The organism is Nitrospira sp. Nam80, from assembly GCF_965152575.1.
Genome location: NZ_OZ224216.1, coordinates 1,813,403 through 1,830,918 on the forward strand (window position 1 = coordinate 1,813,403; position 17,516 = coordinate 1,830,918).

Sequence of the window (17,516 nt, forward strand, 5' to 3'; positions counted from 1 at the left end):
TTATGAATCAGGATCTTCGCCGAAAACTCAATCGAATCACGGACATCCTCTGGGCCGGAGGTGTGACCAATCCGGTTACCTACATCGAACAGATTTCCTATCTCATCTACCTCAAACTGTTGGACGAAGAGGAAGCTGATCGTGAATTGAGAGCAAGGCTGACAGGCGGTAAAGGAAACGGGAACGGTAAGCTGCTTTTCCCAAAGCAATCGGAGCGCTATCGCTGGTCAAAATGGCGTTTCAAGAGCGGAACCGATCTTCGCGATTTCCTTCGCGATGAGGTCTTTCCGTACATGTCTTCGCTCGTCAAGGAAGAGCCACAGATCGCCGAATACTTCCGCGACGCGGTGCTCGAAATTGTTGACCCGAACGTCCTGAAGCAAGTCATCGATGAACTCGATAGCATAGATTTCCGAAAACTCGGCACCGATGTGAAGGGCGACATTTTCGAATATCTCCTAACTCATCTCGGACAGTCTGCCCTGAACGGTCAGTTCCGAACGCCTCGCCAAATCCGAGCCATGATGACCGAGATGGTCGATCCTGATTTAGGGGATACCATTTTCGATCCGGCGTGCGGCACAGGTGGCTTTCTTATCGACGCGGTTGAATACATATTGGCCAAGTATTCAACTGAACCGCTGCAAGTGCCGATTTATGGCGAGGAGTGGCTAGAGAAAGCTACGGCCGATCAGAAGCAGTTGCCCACGCTTCAAAAATACAAGAAAGGCACAGGAGAGAAGATTCCTGATTGGCAGTTGCTCGAACAGTCCATCTATGGGCTTGATGTCAGTCGCCAGATGATGCGCATTGCCATGATGAACCTCGTCTTGCATAGTATTCGAAATGCCCACGTCAAACGCGCAAATGCCCTTTCAGAAATGGGCGGATTGACCGAGGACGATCTCCGTCGAAAATATAAGGTGATTCTCTCAAATCCTCCATTTTCCGGTGTCCTTCCACAGGAGTCTGTTCGCAAGGATCTCCCGACAAATTCAAAGAAGAGCGAACTTCTTTTTCTTGGCGTCATGATGGAAGCTCTCACCTCTGGCGGCAGATGCGCTGTGGTTGTGCCAGAAGGTCTCTTATTCGGTTCTACCGGTGCTCATGTCGAACTACGGCGGAAGCTGATTGAGGACTTCGAGGTGCTGGCAGTCGTTTCGCTACCGGCAGGCGTCTTCAAGCCCTATGCTGGCGTCAAGACGGCAGTGCTGGTCTTTCGGCGACCAACTGCGCCCAAGACCAAGAAGATAGACAATGTGTGGTTTTACGAAGTGCGCATGGATGGCTACGATCCGGACAAAATTGTTGGAGGCGGCCGGCCTGAAACCCCAGACAGAAACGACATCCCCGATTTGCTCAAGCAATGGTTAGCATATAAGAGATCCGGCTTGAAGCAGCCGCCCGGGGTCGAGGCACGTAGGCTGCTTGAACCTGGCTCGCAGGAACCCCGCTGTTGGTGGGCAACAGTTAAGATGATTGCCGAAAATGCTTACGATCTCTCAGCGGGTCGATATAAACCACAAATCGCGGAGAAACCACCTGAACAAGACCCCGCTCAACTTATCCGCGAGACTCTCGCCATCGAACGAGAGATCACTGGGGGCCTGGAGAAGCTACTCAAGGACGTGGAGATACTGGGATGAAGTGGCCAATTCATTCACTCGGTCAGGTTCTCGCACTTGAATATGGCTCAGCTCTCAAGGAAAGTGAGCGAGACCAGTCAGGCCGCATTCCAGTAGCTGGCTCAAATGGCGTGGTTGGCTACCATTCAAAGGCACTAGTCAATGGTCCAGGAGTAGTGGTGGGGCGAAAAGGCTCTGCCGGCGAGGTGACATGGTTCGAGGGAGACTTTTGGCCGATCGACACGACCTACTACGTCCGTCCGCTGATTCCCTGTCATATGCGGTGGGCGTATTACCTCCTAAAATCTCTGAGGCTTGGATCTTTCTCCATAGTGACTGGAGTCCCCGGCCTCAATAGAAACGATGCTTACCGACTTCAAGTCCCATTGCCTGCGCCTTCCGAGCAGTGCGGTATCGTGGAGATTCTTGATCAAGCCGACGCGCTGCGTCGGAAGCGCGCCGAGGCTGACAGCAAAGCCGACCGCATCCTACCCGCACTTTTCTACAAAATGTTCGGCGATCCAATTACTAATCCCCAAAGGTGGCATGAGGTACCACTGAGCAAGATGCTTCGCCAGAAGGACGGAGCTTTGCAGAGTGGTCCTTTCGGCAGTAGCCTCCATAACTCGGACTTCCTCGAGTCCGGCACCGTGCTGGCGGTGGGGATTGACAACGTACATGACACAGGATTCAGACTCGGTCGCAATCGAAGGATAACCGCAGAGAAATATGAGGAGATAAAGAAATACCGTCTTGAACCAGGCGATGTTCTTATCACCGTCATGGGAACCGTGGGTAGAACGTGCGTCTTCCCTGAGTGGGTGGGAACAGCCATCTGCACAAAACATGTCTATCGTATCCAAACGGAACCATCGGAGCTAAACCCCGACTTTCTGAGCGCGTCGTTTCGATTCTCACCAAAGATAAAAATGCAGTTGAGCTCATCCATCACGGGGCAGATAGTTGATGCTATTACCTCGAAACATCTCAGAGAACTATTGGTCCAACAACCTCCACTTCACCTTCAGGAGCGGTTCGCACAAATTAAGAAAGAACTCGATGGAGAAATGGCAAGGCGCGGGCAGGCATCGCTAAAGCAAGACCTGCTTTTTGAAGCAATTCTTCACCGTGCCTTCGCGGGCGACCTTACCGCCAAGTGGCGCGAGTCACACATGAAAGAGCTGCTAGTTGAAATGGAGGACCAGGCAAGAGCTTTAGCCGCACGATCAGTCAAGAATGATTTACCGGTAGTCAAGTCGGATCGTCATGCCGGCTATGACATGTACAACAAGGCTGCGCTTGCAGCGTACATTGTCCACAGATGTCATGATGAGAGTCAGCCCTTGGGGCGGGTCAAGCTCGCGAAGCTGTATTACCTCGCTCAGAGCATGGCCAAGATTGGGCTGACCGAAACATTTGCCAAGCGTGCCGCTGGACCTCTAGACGACGAGATTTTCAAATTTCTGAGTCTCGCACAAAAGAACCGGTGGGTAATTCTGGATGCCAAACAAGGGCAGTTGAAGCCTGTGAGACCAGGCCCTCAGGCCGGTATGACTGCGGAACAGGCTGCAAAAGTTTTGGGCGCCGCCAAGCCCTTGGTCGATGAGATGCTCGACCAAATGAAGAGTTGGAGTTATCAAACATTGGAACGATGGGCTACGGTGTTAGAGGCCGTACAATTCATAGCTAGTGCTGGCCAACCCACCAACGTAGAGGCGGTTAAAGACATGATTAGAAAACACCCCGAATGGGTTCGCAAACTGAACCGGCATGAATTCTCGGATGCGAATATCGAAGCGACCCTTCGAGGTCTGTGCAAGTTGGGTTTCGTTGCAAACCATAACTGAGGAGGTGCTGTGTGGGTAAGAAACCACCAAATCACGGCAAGCCCTGGAGCAATCAACAGATCAACCAATTGCATAAACTGGCTGACCAAAACACTCCGACAAGAGTAATCGGCCTGAAACTGGGCAGGACGGAAGATGCTGTACGATCAGTGGCGAGCCAAGAAAATATCTCCCTCAAACCGACAAACCAATCGCCCTACAATCGACGGAAGAAATAAGAAATTGAGGGTGGACATATGGAAAATATTCCCCCGCAATTCCGTGCTGAATACAGGAAAGTCTTAGAAGACTATGACCGCTGGAACAACATGTTGAAATATTCTTTAGGGATTCAGGAAGAGCTGGAGAGAGCGATGAAGCCATTGCATCAATGGTACCTCGACATCCCTCAAATGATTGATATGCCGAGAATTGCAACTATGCAACTGACAAGGGAGAGCGCAGCGAGTCAACTGTGGCAAACGATATTAGATCAGGCAATGGCTTCCCAACGCATTCTCGACGACCTGAAAGAGACACAACAACGATGGCTGAACGTATTCAAACCGACGCAAGACACCGTCAGCCACCTCGGTGCGGCAATGAAGTTGCCTTTGGGCAATGTGGCACATCAACTTATTGCGACGGAGCGGATCTTCGCAGGAATTGATTTCGATGCGTGGCGACTACGACTGGCTCTCCCGGAGCAAGTGTTCCATAGCCTTGAGCACGTTATTGAGAAGGTTGGCATCGCGTACAAGCGTCTCGCGGATTCGACTAGCTTGATCGCAAATATCTCATATCTCCCGGAACTTGCCGTAACAGCACCAACTCGCGAAATCTTCACATTTGGCCATGCTATCAATGCCATCTACTCCGCCTACGACGAAGATGGTCAGCCAGATGCTCAATTGGTCGCGGAAATTGAAGAAGAAACCTCAGATTGTGTCGTTCTCTTGCGATCACTTGATCCCGCCTTGGCTCGACCCTACATTGGAGCTCGCGAGGCGCTTCGAAGCCACAACCCCGACCGGGTAAGGCATATTCTCACGTCATTGCGAGAGCTATGGTCCCATCTCTTCCGTCGTCTAGCGCCCGATGAGTCAGTAATGGACTGGATTGGTGACGCCAAGAAAGAGCTTTTGCAGAGTGGGAGGCCGACCAGAAGAGCCAGGGTTCTCTATATCTGTCGGGATCTGAATCACAGTGCGCTCGCAGAGTTTGTGGTTGAAGACACCCGTGCCTTAGTGAAGTTGTGTGATTTTTTGAACCATGTCCATGAACTGACTCCTGAATTGACGGATGTGCAGCTCCGCGCCCTGTTCCTCAAAAGTGATTCCTGGCTTCTGTATCTTCTTCGAATTTCTGGCTGACGAGAGACATGACGACGAAGGTCTCTGCAACAGAGTTGTTACCCATGAGAGCAAGATAGCGACAATGCTGACTGGTCTTCGTATCGGAAACTTCAAAGCCTTCGCCGATACCCAGTACATTCCTATCCGTCCACTCACTCTCATCTTCGGCGCCAATAGCGCAGGAAAGTCCAGTTTCATTCACAGCCTCCTCATGGCCTGTCATGCCTCAGAGACGAGTGAACTCGATATCCACCGTACACGGGTCGGGGGTGAGTCGGTGGATCTCGGTGGATTTCGTCAATATATCCATCGCCGGGATTACGGGCGTCGGGTCGACTATTCAATTGAAATCGATGCTGCCCAGCTGAGAGGACGACTTTCCGAATTACTCGCTCCGACGAAACGGGTAATGGTTACCGTGACGATAGGCATCCAGCTCGATGACAAAGGCCTCCCGAAACCCAACGCCTTGCCTGAGATTCAAACGTATGAAATACATATTGACGGTTCCGGCCTCCTTCGGATGAGTCTCCGTCCAGACGGGACTCTTCAGCTTGATCGGTTGGAGCAGGACCATCCTGTTCTGCGCATTCTTATCAAAGCCATCCTAGAAACGACCACAACGGCCGAAAGCATTCGGCCTTCAGATCGGGAGGGCCTGAATCGAGCCATTTCTGAACTCGTTCCGCACATTCTCACGCGAGTCGAAGGGTTGCTTCCACGCGGCTTACTTCGCTTTGGAGTGCGTGAGTACGCTGGGCAGGGCAAGGTAGAGGTAAGGAGATTCCTTCAGCGCGAGTTGTTTGAGGGAATGGCCTCACCAGAATCTCCGATTGCCTCCGAGGAGCCAATGCTCTTTCCCATCAGCCAGGGACGAAGAGAGGAGGACTTAGCTAACGCCATCCGGTTTTTCTTGCCCCGTACCATTGATGAACTCATTCGAGGCTTGCGGGAAGTGATCGGGAATGAGCTGGGACGACTTCAGTACTTGGGTCCTCTTCGCTCGTACCCGCCCAGGCATATCGCGTTTGCCCAACACCATGATCAGAACTGGTTTGCTGGAGGAGGATACGCGTGGGATGTGGTTCGCAAAAATAGGCAGGTTCGGGATGCTGTGAATGCGTGGCTGAATTCTCCCGAACGCTTGCAGACCCCCTACTTGCTGGCTATTCGAGAACTTGTTGGAGCAGAGGATCTGCAGACCCCGCTGACTGACATGTTGCAGCAAGCAGCTGAGCTCGTGAATGAGGAGGGCGTTATCCCGATTTTTGACGATCCCGAATCCGCTGCTACAGCATTCGTGAGCAAAGTCAGCTCTGGAGAGATCGACAAGATTAATGAGTTGATTTTGATGGATAACCGTACAAGAACGCAGGTGAGTCATCGAGACGTTGGCATCGGAATCAGCCAGGTTCTCCCGGTGCTAGTCACGGCTTATGCATCCAGGAACAAGATCATTGCAATGGAGCAGCCAGAGATCCACCTACACCCCGCGCTCCAAGGCGAGCTTGGGGACGTTTTTATAGAAACTGCTCTTGGTGAACGAAAGAACACGATGATCCTGGAAACCCATAGTGAACATCTGATGCTGCGCATACTTCGACGTATCAGAGAGACAACCGCGAATGAGTTGCCGAACGGCTCAATTCCCGTCAAGCCGGAAGATGTGGCCGTCTTGTTTGTAGATGCGACTGCCAGCGGCTCTCGAGTAATCGAAATTCCAATCCTTCCCGATGGGGAATTTGCCAGACAGTGGCCTCAAGGCTTCTTTGATGATCGTGCAAAGGAACTGTTTTAGACCGTGATCTCAGAGTATGCAGTCGATCCAAATCTCCTTAATAACTGGAACGACTTTAGGTATTTGTCCGAGCAATTTGGTGTTGCGCGCGGCAGGCTTATCTCGCGTTATCCAAAGAGATGGGAGCGGATGGTGTATGAATCCCTAAGCTCATGCCCTCCCATAGAGAAAGCAAAGATTGTTGAAAGGCTTTCTCGCCTCAAGGATAGGATGATCACTCGGCACAGCACATGGGACCCTGAGAAAGAATGGCTTCCAAATGCAGAAGAAGAGCACAACCGCAAACCGTTCCATGCAATCTTAGCTAAAGCTAACCCCAATTCGCATCCGTTTGTGCTCGAGGGGCATCTTGTTGAAGAGAACCATCCGCTATGGAAAGTCGATGTATCTCAATGTATGGCCCGTACTCCTCAAGATGTCTGCACATGCGTCGGTCCACTTTTAAAAATCTCCAAACAGATTCTCTTTGTTGATCCCTACTTTCGCCCAAAACATTATGACTACCGTATCTTATTTGCTGCATTATTGGATCTAGCCGTCGCAGAGAGGAACTCTTGCCCACCGTTACTTGAAATTTTTGTCTCAACGAAAATTGACCTCAGTGAACAGTTCTTCTTCGACGAGTGTGCGAAATATTTACCGAATCTAATTCCAACTGGAATCAAAATTCGAATTGGATTCTGGTCGCAACGAAACGGCAGTGAGGAAATTCACAACCGCTACATCTTAACTGAACGAGGCGGCGTGAAATTTGGCAACAGCCTGCGAGAGGGTGACGCCGGAACCTCAGACGACATCAATTTGCTTAGCGAAGACCAGCACAAATTACGATTTGGTCAGTATTCTGGACCAACAGCTGCGTTTGACCTCGTGAATGCAATCATCATCGAGGGGACAAAGCGGTAGACAGTGATTTACATGAATCTATCAGCCGGCTACATCTATCTCGAGTATGTGTAGAACCTATTCCACAAGGGAGCGGAATTATGGAAATAGGTCCCTTAGTATTCATAGTTGCATTGCTAATTGGCTCAGTTCTGGGCGCGGGCATTCTATGGGCGATCCTATCGCCAAAGATACTCGTTGCGCATGAACGCGGTCGTTCAGAGGGCCAAGTTGAGCTAGCCACGATGCGAGAGCGGCTGGCCCAAAGTGATCGTGAGCTTGAAAATCTCAAAGGTCAGCTGAATAAGCTTGCGACATCGTCGGATGAATCCCGCATAGAATTAGAATCTGCCCATCAATTAGCGGCCTCGCTCACGGCAAAGGTGGAACAGATTCCCTTACTAGTGGAAGCTCTTGGTCAGAGCCGTCAAGAGCTAAAAGCCGCCGAAGGAAAGCTGGCTGCTACCCATTCAGACCTCGCATGTGTAAGGGAGAATCGAGACGGCCTATCAGCGCAGGTCGCGCATCTCAAGTCCGACGTCCTAAACCAAGAGGACACCATCTCTGCGCTCCGAGCAGAACGGGATAGCTTAGCGAAGCGCGCGACTGAGCTTGAGATAACCCTGAAAACTCAACGTGAGCAAAGTGACAAGGACCTAGCACTGCTGACGAATGCGAAAGAGGCTCTGACGCTTCAATTCCGTTCTATTGCTACAGAGATTTTGGAGCAGAACAGCACGAAGTTCACCAATACGAACAAGCAAGAATTAACGGCTATTCTTAACCCCCTCGCGGAAAAGCTTGTGGAATTCAAAAACAAGGTTGAACAGACCTACAATATTGAATCCCAACAACGCTATTCCCTGAAACAGGAAATTGAAAAATTGGCTGCTATGGCGACGCAGCTCGATACGGAAGCAAGAAATCTCACGAAGGCCCTGAAGGGTGACAGCAAAATGCGAGGAACCTGGGGTGAGGTGATCTTAGAGCGACTCCTCGAACATTCCGGTCTGACAAAGGATCGAGAATATCGAATTCAGCAGAACTTTGAGCAGGAGGACGGAACCCGTATTCAACCAGACGTCGTCCTTGATTTACCGCAGAAACGCAACATTGTAATTGATTCCAAGGTATCATTGATCGCTTATGAACGCTTTGTCTCAACTGAAGATTCGAGCCTGCGTCAATCATGTTTAAATGAACATGTTAACGCGCTACGCGGACACGTCCAGAATCTGAGCGGAAAAAACTATCACAACCTCTATCAACTCAATTCTTTGGATTTCGTACTAATGTTCGTTCCGATTGAGCCGGCATTTTATATTGCCATGCAAGAGGAGCCGGCGATCTTTACTGATGCGTTGGCCAAGAGTGTAGTTATAGTGACGCCAGCGACGCTCCTGGCTACCTTGCGGACAATCGCCTATACATGGCGGCACGAATATAGAAGCCGTAACGCCCAAGAAATCGCCAAGCAGGCAGCATCTCTCTATGACAAATTTGCAAGTTTTGCCGTGAGCCTTGAACAAGTTGGCCTACGATTAGATCAGGCCAGAGCGGCCCATGACCAAGCATTCAAACAGCTTAAGACTGGGAAGGGAAACTTGGTTCAACAGGTGGAACGCTTCCGTGAGCTTGGCGTGCATCCGTCCAAAACGCTTCCCGTGAGCCTTCTAGATTCGGCGCCGAACGAAGAAGAGAAAGTCGAGCCTCTGCGGTAACCGGAATTTCCAAAACTATAAGTGATTCCCTGCAAGAGGCTTTATTCGTGAAAACGTGAGAATCCTCCCATGGCAGATAGCTGGTCAATCACACTAAATTGATATGAATAGCCGTTCATGAATCCACTCCTTTTGTCGCAGACCTCCGAAGCCGGTATCGTACCCTCGTTTTAAGCTCCCGTCGTTTCGGCGGAGGACATCATTACCATCCTTATCCATGCGAAGGCTTTGCCACATTGAGTTTGATTCCTTCTAGCCATTACTAGGAGGCCGACTGGCTTTCACCTACGAGCCGCACTGCTCGTGCCAGCTTTGCTGTCACTCCCGCTGCTTTAACCTCTCCGTCATGCTGGTTTCGATCTCCCCACTTCGTCCCTCCTTGAAATGTGCGTTGCCTCTCCGCTTCCTGTGTGAGAGCCAACTTCATTTCCACAAAGGAGGAAACAACATGGCTATCAACAAACAATCCAAACAACCCGCGAACACGTTGCGATTTGGCAACGTCAAAGCGACGATCTGGCAGAACCAGAGTGAAAAGGGCCCGTTCTTCGCAACGACCTTCTCTCGGCCGTTCAAGGATCGGTCCGGTGCATGGCGCAACGGGACCTCATTCGGTCTAAGCGACCTCGAGGCACTGCTCACCGTTGCCCGTGAGGCCAAGGAATGGATGGCCGCTCACGCCTTGAAGCGCTGAACGTCATCCTTGGGAGGCCTCCGGGCACTCCGGGGGCTTCCCCTCAGGGTGCGTCCAGGTTCGAAGGTGTTCAAGAGGATTAGGGTATCGACTGAACCCCATTGACCCCATAGCCATAACGGACTAGCCTCTTTCAATCGATACCAGATCTTTCAGTTGAGATTCGAATACACGCTACGAATCTATGCAAAAATCAGGAATTTAGGCTCGCCAAGAGTACGCTCTTCGAGAGGCTCGGAGCCATGATGCACCCCTTCAACGCGTGCGAATCCTTCAGCATGTTCGAGGCAAGAAATGGAAGGCTCAGTGGATTGATCCGAATCCTGGACTTGTGGAGTATGTGGAATCTCAAGACCTCTTGTGCCTTTGGAAGGAGCGCAAGGCTGTTCTGTTTGATGAGCAACGTGACCGTCAGTTGCGAGACGCCAATACGCAGCACGGCTATGAGGGGAACTCACCGCTTGACAACGCTGTGACAGAAGTTTTTGAAGCGGCAAGTGAGCCAGGATTGAGCTTTTACCGGGGCGTGCTCTCCGGGCGACCTGAGGCCCTAGGCGCATTAAGCTGCGTGCCAGACTTGAGACGGTCGAGATGTCCTCAGTCGCATACGAAGACCGACATGGTACTTTTCATCTACCATTTTCCGACGTCCTAACCCTTGCGAAAGCCTTCAGCGCGGCTGAGCCCAGCACGGTTTTGGTTGGCGTCGAAGCGACAGAGCAGAAATGGAGTCACGAGGCAAGACAGCCAGGCAGTGGTTATATGGTGAGTCTGCTCAATGAGTATCGCGCGGCCTGGGCGATCATTCGGCAGTGGGCCGGCTATGATGCGGCTATTGCCCAACGAGAAGCAAGGATACAGCAATTAGAACGCCTCATCTGGGACGCAATTTATGCCCTTCAGAAAGCCGGCCTTGATCGAGAAGTTGATCGTTTACGCCGAGCGATATAGCGAGGGTAGGTCACTGATCGTAAGGCAATAGCATCGCAAGCACTATGGTAAGTTGCAGGGACACCGTTGGAGACAAGTTGCAGCAAATCCCAATCGCACTTCCCTAGATCATTTCCAAACAGTCAGTGTCCAGACGAGCTACAATATGCATTTACTATGACGTTGCCGATGCCTCAACCGAGCCAGATCTCAGTCTTGAGTAAAGAGCCTTCAGTTCAGGATAAGTTTTCGGGTCGGTCCTCTCAGCTTGGTCAGCCAACTTTTCAAAAATATCCTCATACCATCGAACGACTGCCTCGGCGAAGAAGCCCGTTAACTTTGGATCACGGAGATAGTCTTGATTGACCAGGAAGGAAAAGTATTCAAGGCGATTCAGGAAGAGTCCTCGCCAAGTTGGGAGCACAGTCTGCCCGTGGCCCGACGCAATAGCGTCATAAAGTTTCTCCTCAAGCTGGGCAAGGTTGTCGAAGACGCGATCCACAGTCGCTAGCTCCTGGGTGCGCGTGGCATGGAGGATCGCTTTGAACGTGAAGATTACTGTGACGGCAGCGGCACTGGCAGAAATCATGGCTGCCCAGGCAGAAAGGGCATTTAGGGTTGCAGACTCCACTGCCTACTTTGGGTTCGCCGTGTTTCCGCTACCTTGTGGCAGTGGAGTGTTCGGTCTACCGGGGGTGGGAGCAGGGTTTGATCCCTGCGTGAGTTGCTGCACGGCCTGAGACAATGGTGCGGGATTCAGACCTTTTTGAAGCACAGCCTCTGATAGTGGTCCAGGATTGTATCCCTGTCTGACATTTGTAAATTTTTCATCACCCATTTATCACCTCCTTGAATATACAGAACGGGACGGAAGCCTTCCGCCCCGTCCCGCCTTGGCTACACCGAGTTAGTGGCGCTACTTAGTATCGCCATAACCTGGTTTCGGCACTCGCTCGACCGTGGTTGTATTTGGTCGTTGACGTGCCTCTTTGACGGGGATGAATTGCCCGTTTTCAGAATCACGCCCTCGGAGTGTCGTCTTTGGTTCACCGCGTTTCATAACTACTCCTTGTGCTATACTGAAAGCGCGAGCCTTCCATGGCTCGGCATTTCTGTGTTGAAAAATGCAAAGTGGTTCGGTAATCTGCCTCACCGCTTTGTTGCAGGGTGCCACCTGCTATCAGTGCCGGGCTGTCGCGCCGGGTACGCCCCCGAAGGGGTCTCAACGACTTATCATTTGTGCCTCCCCTCGTTATGAAGGGCCCTGACCGCCTCTGACCAGGCGGTTTGGGCCTTTCTGCTTTCTATCCCATTGTTACGTCGCTGTGCCAAATCGCCACACATAGACTGTACAATTTTGATTATCTTTATTTTTTGAATTTGTGTCAAACGAAATCAAGTTTTCCACCAGATATGGTATTGTCGTCCTAAGAATTACAATTTTAACACCATATAGTGTATCTTGGGTTTTGTTTGTAACTGCCTAATATATAAATGAATATTGCTAGATAAGAGTGCCCCTTTTATTAGTGATGCGAATCCTGTTATATTTGAATCACTTTTTGATGCGAATCTGTTCTTGTCTGATGTGAATGCCTTCACATTCAAATCACAAAATGATGTGAACTATGTACATATGGGAACTTTCAGATTGGCCAAAGTTCAGGTGGGATGCGGAAAAACTTGCAGAACCTTTGGCTGAGGCTCATTTCAAGGAAGGTTATTTCCTCGGCAACATGCAACGTCTCGGTTTCGCCGACCGACGCAATGCTGAATTAGAGGCTCTTACCGAAGAATCTCTCAAAACCTCCGAGATTGAAGGTGAGAGCCTCGATAGAAAAAGTGTGCGTTCATCGGTGGCACGCCGGCTCGGAGTGCCTATGGCTGGTATCAGGTCGTCCGATCGTGGCGTTGAAGGCATAGTAGAAATAACACTCGACGCCACAAAAAACTTCATGGCACCCCTGACGCGGGAGCGCTTGTTCACCTGGCATTCCAGATTGTTCGAGAACCACGATTCAAAGCTGCATCAAATTGCAACCGGTGCTTGGCGCGATGACGCGGGTGGTCCTATGCAGGTTTTATCAGGTCCTTATGGAAATCAAACGGTACACTTCCAAGCTCCTCCTGCTGAAAGAATAGAGCGGGAGATGGATGCCTTTCTTAATTGGTTCAATGAACCGCTAAAGACTGATGTCATTGTTAAGGCTGCCATCGCCCATCTTTGGTTTGTAACGATCCATCCCTTCGAGGACGGCAATGGGAGAATAGCACGAGCGTTGGCTGATATGGTTCTAGCTCGATCAGACAAATCACCACAGCGCTTTTACAGCATTGCAAGTGAGATCCGTCGTGAGCGTCCCGCATACTATGCTTCTTTAGAGAGCGCTCAGGGAGGTGATTTAGACATTACTGAAAGGCTTCTCTGGTTTATTGAGATTTTTTCACGTGCTATTGAAACTGCTGAGTCTGCTTCGATGGCCGTACTACGAAAGGCAGATTTCTGGCAGCGAAGTGCTTCGATACCTCTCAACGAACGGCAGAGAAACATGCTGAACAGAGTACTTGATGGATTCAAGGGCAACCTTACGGCACGGAAGTGGGCAATGCTCACAGGATCGTCCATGCCGACAGCTCAGCGTGATATCAAAGAGCTTATTGGTCAGGGCTTGTTGGTTCGTAACCAAGGCGGCAGCAAGAACACTAGCTATAGAATTCCTGGCCTAGATCTTCCTGGCCCTACGCGGATATCTAACCAGGACAAAAACCAAACCTAAGAGGCAAAGAGTCCATGTTTCAATCGTCAGAAGTTTCCACATAACAGAATGGAACTTGTTATGCTGCAGCAACACTGCCCCTAAAAGGCAAGGCCCAACTAGTTAGGCTGCAAAAGCCATCCAATCCCGTTGGGGATTTAAACCCGTGTTACATGCGGATTCAGCAGTAAAAGGGAGTAAGTTTCGATCGTGCGAAAGCCGAAATGTCGTTACAGAAAAGTTAATCAACGGAGCTGTGGCGGTTTTGTGGCTGAACTATTGAAAGGGGAGGCGGACTATAGGCCCAATTGCCGCCTGCTTCACTTCTTAATTTATTGATTATCTTCATTTGCCCCATCATCGGTTGCAATAGTCCCGCTATCTCCTTCGGACTTAAAATCCCTCGGGCCCACAAGGCCCGTACCGGTTCGATCCCGGTCTCCGGCACCATTCTGCTTGTAACCCCGCACCAGTCCTGAACTTTCTTGATTTGGTCAGTCGTTGGTGTCGAAATCTCTACACCAAAGGACTGATCATGACTACACTTTCTTCCCGCTCCGGTCGGTACTTCTCCCGGCTCATCGTTCCCTCGGGTTCTGCCCCGATTTTACGGACACCTGACTTAAGGCCCATAATGGGCCAGGAGGGGTGTCATGGGAGCACGACGGAAGTTTTCAGCCGAGTACAAACGCGAAGCGGTGGCGATGCTCGACGCACCCGGGGTGACGGTGAGTCAAATCGCCGCCGACCTGGGCATCGGGGCCAATATGTTGGGACGCTGGCGACGCGAGTTGCGCAAGTATCCGCAGCAGGCCTTTGTAGGCAATGGGCGATCCCGGGATGAAGAGCTCAGTCAGTTGCGTCGGGAGTTGGCCCGCGTCACGAAGGAGCGGGATTTTTTGCGCGAAGCGGCGGGAGTTTCAACCGGTCAATGCAACACTCGCCTGTAGTCGCTCCGCCGGAGTCGCATATCCCAACGTCTTTCTGGGCCGCTGGTTCAACTGCTGCGCCACCTTGTTCAGCTGGGTTTGCGAATGGACGGAGAGATCCGTCCCCCGCGGAAAGTATTGCCGCAGGAGCCGATTCGTGTGTTCGTTGGTGCCGCGTTGCCAAGGGCTTCGGGGATCACAGAAATACACTCGAGTGTCCGTCGTCAGAGTGAACGTCTTGTGGTCCGCGAGTTCCATGCCTCGATCCCAGGTCAATGTTTGACGGCGTTGGTCCGGCAGCTTCCTGACCTGCGTGCTCAGAGCCCGCACCACGGTTTTGGTGTCCTTGCCAGTGACTCTTACGAGCATCGTAAACCGAGAGTGCCGCTCGACGAGCGTCGCGATATGGGTATTGCCGCGTCCGGCAATCAGGTCGCCTTCCCAATGACCAGGGACGGCGCGGTCCACCACTTCGGGGGCGCGCTGGGCAATTGGGACCCCATCGATAATTTGGCCACGCCGCAAGCCCCGGATATTGCTGTGTCGCGACTGACGGAAGACGCGCTGAGTCCGGAGGTGCTTCTGCAGCTCTTTTTTCAGCACCCCACGCGTCTGAATGAAGAGGCTGCGATAGATGGTTTCGTGAGACACGTGCAGGCTCTCCTCGTCCGGATAAGTCCGTTTGAGCCAGCCGGCGATCTGCTCCGGAGACCAATCTTGTGCAAGCTTGCTGCTCACTATATACCGGAGCTTCCGATTCAGTGCGAGACGACACAGTTTGGGACGACGCGCACGGTCCCAGGCGTGCTCATCCGCCCGGGTTGCCCGATAACTCTGCGATGTCGTGTTCCGCGAGACCTCACGGCTGATCGTCGACGGTGCACGCTGGAGGGCCCGTGCAATCTGACGGAGCGAGGCGCCGGCCGCCAGGCCCCGCGAGATCTCTTCGCGCTCGGCCAGCGTGAGCGCCCGGACTGCGCGATGACGGGCCAGTGGCGTAATCCCCCCGTGGAGCCGCAATAGCCCAAAGATCGACGCGGGGAATCGGCCAACGGCCCGGCCAATGTCGCTCAGTGATTCACCCGTTCGCCACCGACGCCATACCTCGTCTTTCTGCGCCCCGGTCATCCCCCGTCGTCCCACTCGTGCCATACCACCTCCCTCTCGAACGTGAAGTTCGCCATCTTGGACGAAACCAGGTGGTGTTGCACTGACGGGTTGAATCTGCCGCAGCGTTCTTCGCGAGAGCGTCGACGTGAAGTGTCGGATGATCCAACGATGCCGCGACGCGTTTCCCATCCGATTGATGTGCCGGTGTTTACAGGTATCGGCGAGTGGGTATGACGGCTGACGCGCCCGCCGAGTGCCCGCGCGCAGGAGAACGCCCGGCTGGTGAGGCGCATGCGGGATCTGCATACTGAGCACGATGGCGTGATCGGGAGCCCACGGATGTGGGAAGAATTCCGTTACGCCGGACAGCGATGTGGTCGCCATCGGGTCGCCCGGTTGATGCGCCGAGCGGGGTTGCAAGGCGTCCCCCAGCGGCGGCGCCGGCGCACCAAGCCCTCGGGGATGCCGCCGGCCGGTACGCCGCAACCATCTGGCGCGGGACTTCACCGCGACGGCCTGCAACACCAAATGGGTCACCGACATCACGTACATTCGCACAGCCGAACACTGGTTGTATCTCTGCATCGTGCTGGATGTGTATTCGGACGTGGTGGTGGGCTGGTCGATGAGCCCGCGGCAGGATCGCCAATTGGTCATGCAGGCGGTGTTGATGGCGGTGTGGCAGCGGCCCGGCCGCACACCGGTCATTCTGCATTCCGATCGTGGCTGTCAGTGTACCTCCGATGAGTACCAGCAATCCTTAGCGGCACACCACATCACGTGTAGCATGAGCGCGGTCGGCAGTTGTGCTGACAACGCGGCGGCCGAAAGATCCTTTGGCCTCCTGAAACGAGAGCGGGTCAATCGACGGCAGTACCAGACGAGAGCCGAGGCGCGAGCGGATGTCTTTGACTACATCGAGCGCTGGCACAATCCTCGACAGCGGCGGAGACTGGCGTTTCAGCAGCAGGCGGAGAAACTCTTAACTGATCTGTCCGTGGAACGGGGTAGAACCAATCGGGTTGTACTACTTTAACCATATAGATGAAGTGAAGCGGGGGCTGCGCCCCCTAGCCCCCAGGCCGTCCCGCCTTCGGCCCGGACGTGCTCGTTTAGCACTTTTCACGTATTACGGGGTGGGAAGGCACGTAGACATACCTGCCCCCAACTCTTAGATATTGTTAGAAGACGACATGAGGTAATTAGCGCCACGCGAAGGAATTACTTGGCGAAGGGAGGGGAGGGAGTAAGGTTTGCCGTTAGGCGAAAGCGAGGCGGCCTTTAGGCTTGGGGACCGGCCGGCCCAGCTCCTTGGCCGTGTCGATCCATTCTTGAATGACTACTTCCACATTGGCGAGAGCGTCCTTATAGGTTGGTCCGTCGGCGGCACAACCAGGCAGTTCAGGTACCTCGGCAATAAACGCCTTGTCTTCCTCGCTCCAATAAATGATCACTTCGTACTTAGGTATCATCGTTTTCTCTCGCGAGCTTGTATTTTACAATTACGTGGCGAACCTGCTTGACGTGATACGGTTTGGCTTTCCCACGTTTCGGCTGGAGATTCAAGATTTCGGCTATCGCGTCCTTGGTAAAGATGTGATGGTCGCCTCGAATCCTCTCTGCAAATCTTAATCGGGATACGAGCGCACGCAACGCATCAAAGGGGATATTGGCGTCCGACGTGCCTTGGAGAATCCGCGCGAGCAGCTTGTCATGTTGGGCCATGTTCGCGCGTCAATCATCCAAAATCTTCATAGAGATTATAGCCGCCGTCCGGGGAAGTCAATTTATGGTGGACTCCAGGTCAGGCCCTTTCCCAAGACCAATTGGAGAATCACGCCATTCAATAGGATGGCGTGGCCGGCGAGTAGGTCTTCCCATGTGACG

The 17,516-nt window shown here is 52.5% G+C and carries 16 protein-coding genes and 2 pseudogenes; 13 read left to right on the forward strand and 5 right to left on the reverse strand.

The window, feature by feature from the left end; all coding sequences use genetic code 11:
- Nucleotides 1-2: 2 nt before the first annotated feature.
- From ACWGXE_RS08540 to ACWGXE_RS08560, 5 genes and pseudogenes are all read left to right on the forward strand, one after another.
- A complete protein-coding gene (locus ACWGXE_RS08540) occupies nt 3-1,646 on the forward strand; it encodes a type I restriction-modification system subunit M (RefSeq protein ID WP_447602898.1) in 1,644 nt (547 codons plus the stop codon).
- Nucleotides 1,643-3,472 carry a restriction endonuclease subunit S gene (locus ACWGXE_RS08545; RefSeq protein WP_447602900.1) on the forward strand — a complete coding sequence of 610 codons (1,830 nt, stop codon included), beginning with the start codon at nt 1,643-1,645 and terminating at the stop codon, nt 3,470-3,472. Before ACWGXE_RS08540 ends, ACWGXE_RS08545 begins: the two co-directional genes overlap by 4 nt.
- Nucleotides 3,473-3,483: 11 nt before the next feature.
- On the forward strand, nt 3,484-3,690 hold the full coding sequence (locus ACWGXE_RS08550) for a hypothetical protein (protein ID WP_447602902.1): 207 nt from the start codon (nt 3,484-3,486) through the stop codon (nt 3,688-3,690).
- Between the two features lie 18 nt (nt 3,691-3,708).
- Nucleotides 3,709-4,824: a pPIWI-associating nuclease domain-containing protein gene (locus tag ACWGXE_RS08555; protein WP_447602903.1), complete on the forward strand. Its 1,116-nt coding sequence runs from the start codon at nt 3,709-3,711 to the stop codon at nt 4,822-4,824.
- A 64-nt stretch (nt 4,825-4,888) separates the two neighbouring features.
- Nucleotides 4,889-4,996: pseudogene (locus ACWGXE_RS08560) on the forward strand (hypothetical protein); the annotation flags it as partial.
- A gap of 195 nt (nt 4,997-5,191) precedes the next feature.
- Here ACWGXE_RS08560 and ACWGXE_RS08565 read toward each other — a convergent pair.
- On the reverse strand, nt 5,192-5,383 hold the full coding sequence (locus ACWGXE_RS08565) for a hypothetical protein (protein ID WP_447603955.1): 192 nt from the start codon (nt 5,381-5,383) through the stop codon (nt 5,192-5,194).
- A 273-nt stretch (nt 5,384-5,656) separates the two neighbouring features.
- On the opposite strand from ACWGXE_RS08565, the gene ACWGXE_RS08570 reads away from it, so the two are divergent.
- From ACWGXE_RS08570 to ACWGXE_RS08590, 5 genes are all read left to right on the forward strand, one after another.
- Entirely contained in the window at nt 5,657-6,604 is a 948-nt protein-coding gene (locus ACWGXE_RS08570; protein WP_447603911.1) for an AAA family ATPase, read from the forward strand.
- Nucleotides 6,605-6,607: 3 nt separating this feature from the next.
- Nucleotides 6,608-7,510 carry a hypothetical protein gene (locus ACWGXE_RS08575; RefSeq protein ID WP_447602905.1) on the forward strand — a complete coding sequence of 301 codons (903 nt, stop codon included), beginning with the start codon at nt 6,608-6,610 and terminating at the stop codon, nt 7,508-7,510.
- 80 nt (nt 7,511-7,590) lie between these two features.
- Nucleotides 7,591-9,210: a DNA recombination protein RmuC gene (rmuC, locus tag ACWGXE_RS08580; RefSeq protein ID WP_447602907.1), complete on the forward strand. Its 1,620-nt coding sequence runs from the start codon at nt 7,591-7,593 to the stop codon at nt 9,208-9,210.
- Between the two features lie 448 nt (nt 9,211-9,658).
- Complete coding sequence (locus ACWGXE_RS08585; RefSeq protein ID WP_447602909.1) at nt 9,659-9,904, forward strand: hypothetical protein; 246 nt, start codon at nt 9,659-9,661, stop codon at nt 9,902-9,904.
- A gap of 591 nt (nt 9,905-10,495) precedes the next feature.
- Nucleotides 10,496-10,855, forward strand: a complete 360-nt coding sequence (locus ACWGXE_RS08590; protein ID WP_447602910.1) for a hypothetical protein — start codon at nt 10,496-10,498, stop codon at nt 10,853-10,855.
- A gap of 154 nt (nt 10,856-11,009) precedes the next feature.
- On the opposite strand, the gene ACWGXE_RS08595 is transcribed toward ACWGXE_RS08590, so the two are convergent.
- On the reverse strand, nt 11,010-11,423 hold the full coding sequence (locus ACWGXE_RS08595; protein ID WP_447602911.1) for a hypothetical protein: 414 nt from the start codon (nt 11,421-11,423) through the stop codon (nt 11,010-11,012).
- 1,039 nt (nt 11,424-12,462) lie between these two features.
- Between ACWGXE_RS08595 and ACWGXE_RS08600 the strand changes: the two genes are divergently transcribed.
- Nucleotides 12,463-13,611, forward strand: coding sequence for a Fic family protein (locus tag ACWGXE_RS08600; RefSeq protein ID WP_447602912.1), 1,149 nt, complete (start codon nt 12,463-12,465; stop codon nt 13,609-13,611).
- 632 nt (nt 13,612-14,243) lie between these two features.
- Nucleotides 14,244-14,540, forward strand: a complete 297-nt coding sequence (locus ACWGXE_RS08605; protein ID WP_447602914.1) for a transposase — start codon at nt 14,244-14,246, stop codon at nt 14,538-14,540.
- Here the strand turns inward: ACWGXE_RS08605 and ACWGXE_RS08610 are convergent.
- Entirely contained in the window at nt 14,511-15,671 is a 1,161-nt protein-coding gene (locus tag ACWGXE_RS08610; RefSeq protein ID WP_447602916.1) for an IS30 family transposase, read from the reverse strand. The genes ACWGXE_RS08605 and ACWGXE_RS08610 overlap by 30 nt on opposite strands.
- Before the next feature lie 82 nt (nt 15,672-15,753).
- Between ACWGXE_RS08610 and ACWGXE_RS08615 the strand changes: the two are divergent.
- A pseudogene (locus tag ACWGXE_RS08615) lies at nt 15,754-16,665 on the forward strand (IS3 family transposase); the annotation flags it as partial.
- 223 nt (nt 16,666-16,888) lie between these two features.
- Here the strand turns inward: ACWGXE_RS08615 and ACWGXE_RS08620 are convergent.
- Both ACWGXE_RS08620 and ACWGXE_RS08625 read right to left on the reverse strand, forming a co-directional pair.
- Nucleotides 16,889-17,101, reverse strand: coding sequence for a type II toxin-antitoxin system HicB family antitoxin (locus ACWGXE_RS08620; protein WP_447602917.1), 213 nt, complete (start codon nt 17,099-17,101; stop codon nt 16,889-16,891).
- Nucleotides 17,091-17,354: a type II toxin-antitoxin system HicA family toxin gene (locus ACWGXE_RS08625; RefSeq protein ID WP_447602919.1), complete on the reverse strand. Its 264-nt coding sequence runs from the start codon at nt 17,352-17,354 to the stop codon at nt 17,091-17,093. Before ACWGXE_RS08625 ends, ACWGXE_RS08620 begins: the two co-directional genes overlap by 11 nt.
- Nucleotides 17,355-17,516 lie beyond the last annotated feature (162 nt).

Coding starts and splice junctions, on each gene's coding strand:
- ACWGXE_RS08565 (WP_447603955.1), bottom strand. CDS start 5,383: ATGGTCCTGCTCCAACCGATCAAGCTGAAGAGTCCCGTCTGGACGGAG.
- ACWGXE_RS08595 (WP_447602911.1), bottom strand. CDS start 11,423: ATGATTTCTGCCAGTGCCGCTGCCGTCACAGTAATCTTCACGTTCAAA.
- ACWGXE_RS08540 (WP_447602898.1), top strand. CDS start 3: ATGAATCAGGATCTTCGCCGAAAACTCAATCGAATCACGGACATCCTC.
- ACWGXE_RS08605 (WP_447602914.1), top strand. CDS start 14,244: ATGGGAGCACGACGGAAGTTTTCAGCCGAGTACAAACGCGAAGCGGTG.
- ACWGXE_RS08590 (WP_447602910.1), top strand. CDS start 10,496: ATGTCCTCAGTCGCATACGAAGACCGACATGGTACTTTTCATCTACCA.
- rmuC (WP_447602907.1), top strand. CDS start 7,591: ATGGAAATAGGTCCCTTAGTATTCATAGTTGCATTGCTAATTGGCTCA.
- ACWGXE_RS08555 (WP_447602903.1), top strand. CDS start 3,709: ATGGAAAATATTCCCCCGCAATTCCGTGCTGAATACAGGAAAGTCTTA.
- ACWGXE_RS08545 (WP_447602900.1), top strand. CDS start 1,643: ATGAAGTGGCCAATTCATTCACTCGGTCAGGTTCTCGCACTTGAATAT.
- ACWGXE_RS08570 (WP_447603911.1), top strand. CDS start 5,657: ATGCTCTTTCCCATCAGCCAGGGACGAAGAGAGGAGGACTTAGCTAAC.
- ACWGXE_RS08600 (WP_447602912.1), top strand. CDS start 12,463: ATGTACATATGGGAACTTTCAGATTGGCCAAAGTTCAGGTGGGATGCG.
- ACWGXE_RS08585 (WP_447602909.1), top strand. CDS start 9,659: ATGGCTATCAACAAACAATCCAAACAACCCGCGAACACGTTGCGATTT.
- ACWGXE_RS08620 (WP_447602917.1), bottom strand. CDS start 17,101: ATGATACCTAAGTACGAAGTGATCATTTATTGGAGCGAGGAAGACAAG.
- ACWGXE_RS08625 (WP_447602919.1), bottom strand. CDS start 17,354: ATGGCCCAACATGACAAGCTGCTCGCGCGGATTCTCCAAGGCACGTCG.
- ACWGXE_RS08610 (WP_447602916.1), bottom strand. CDS start 15,671: ATGGCACGAGTGGGACGACGGGGGATGACCGGGGCGCAGAAAGACGAG.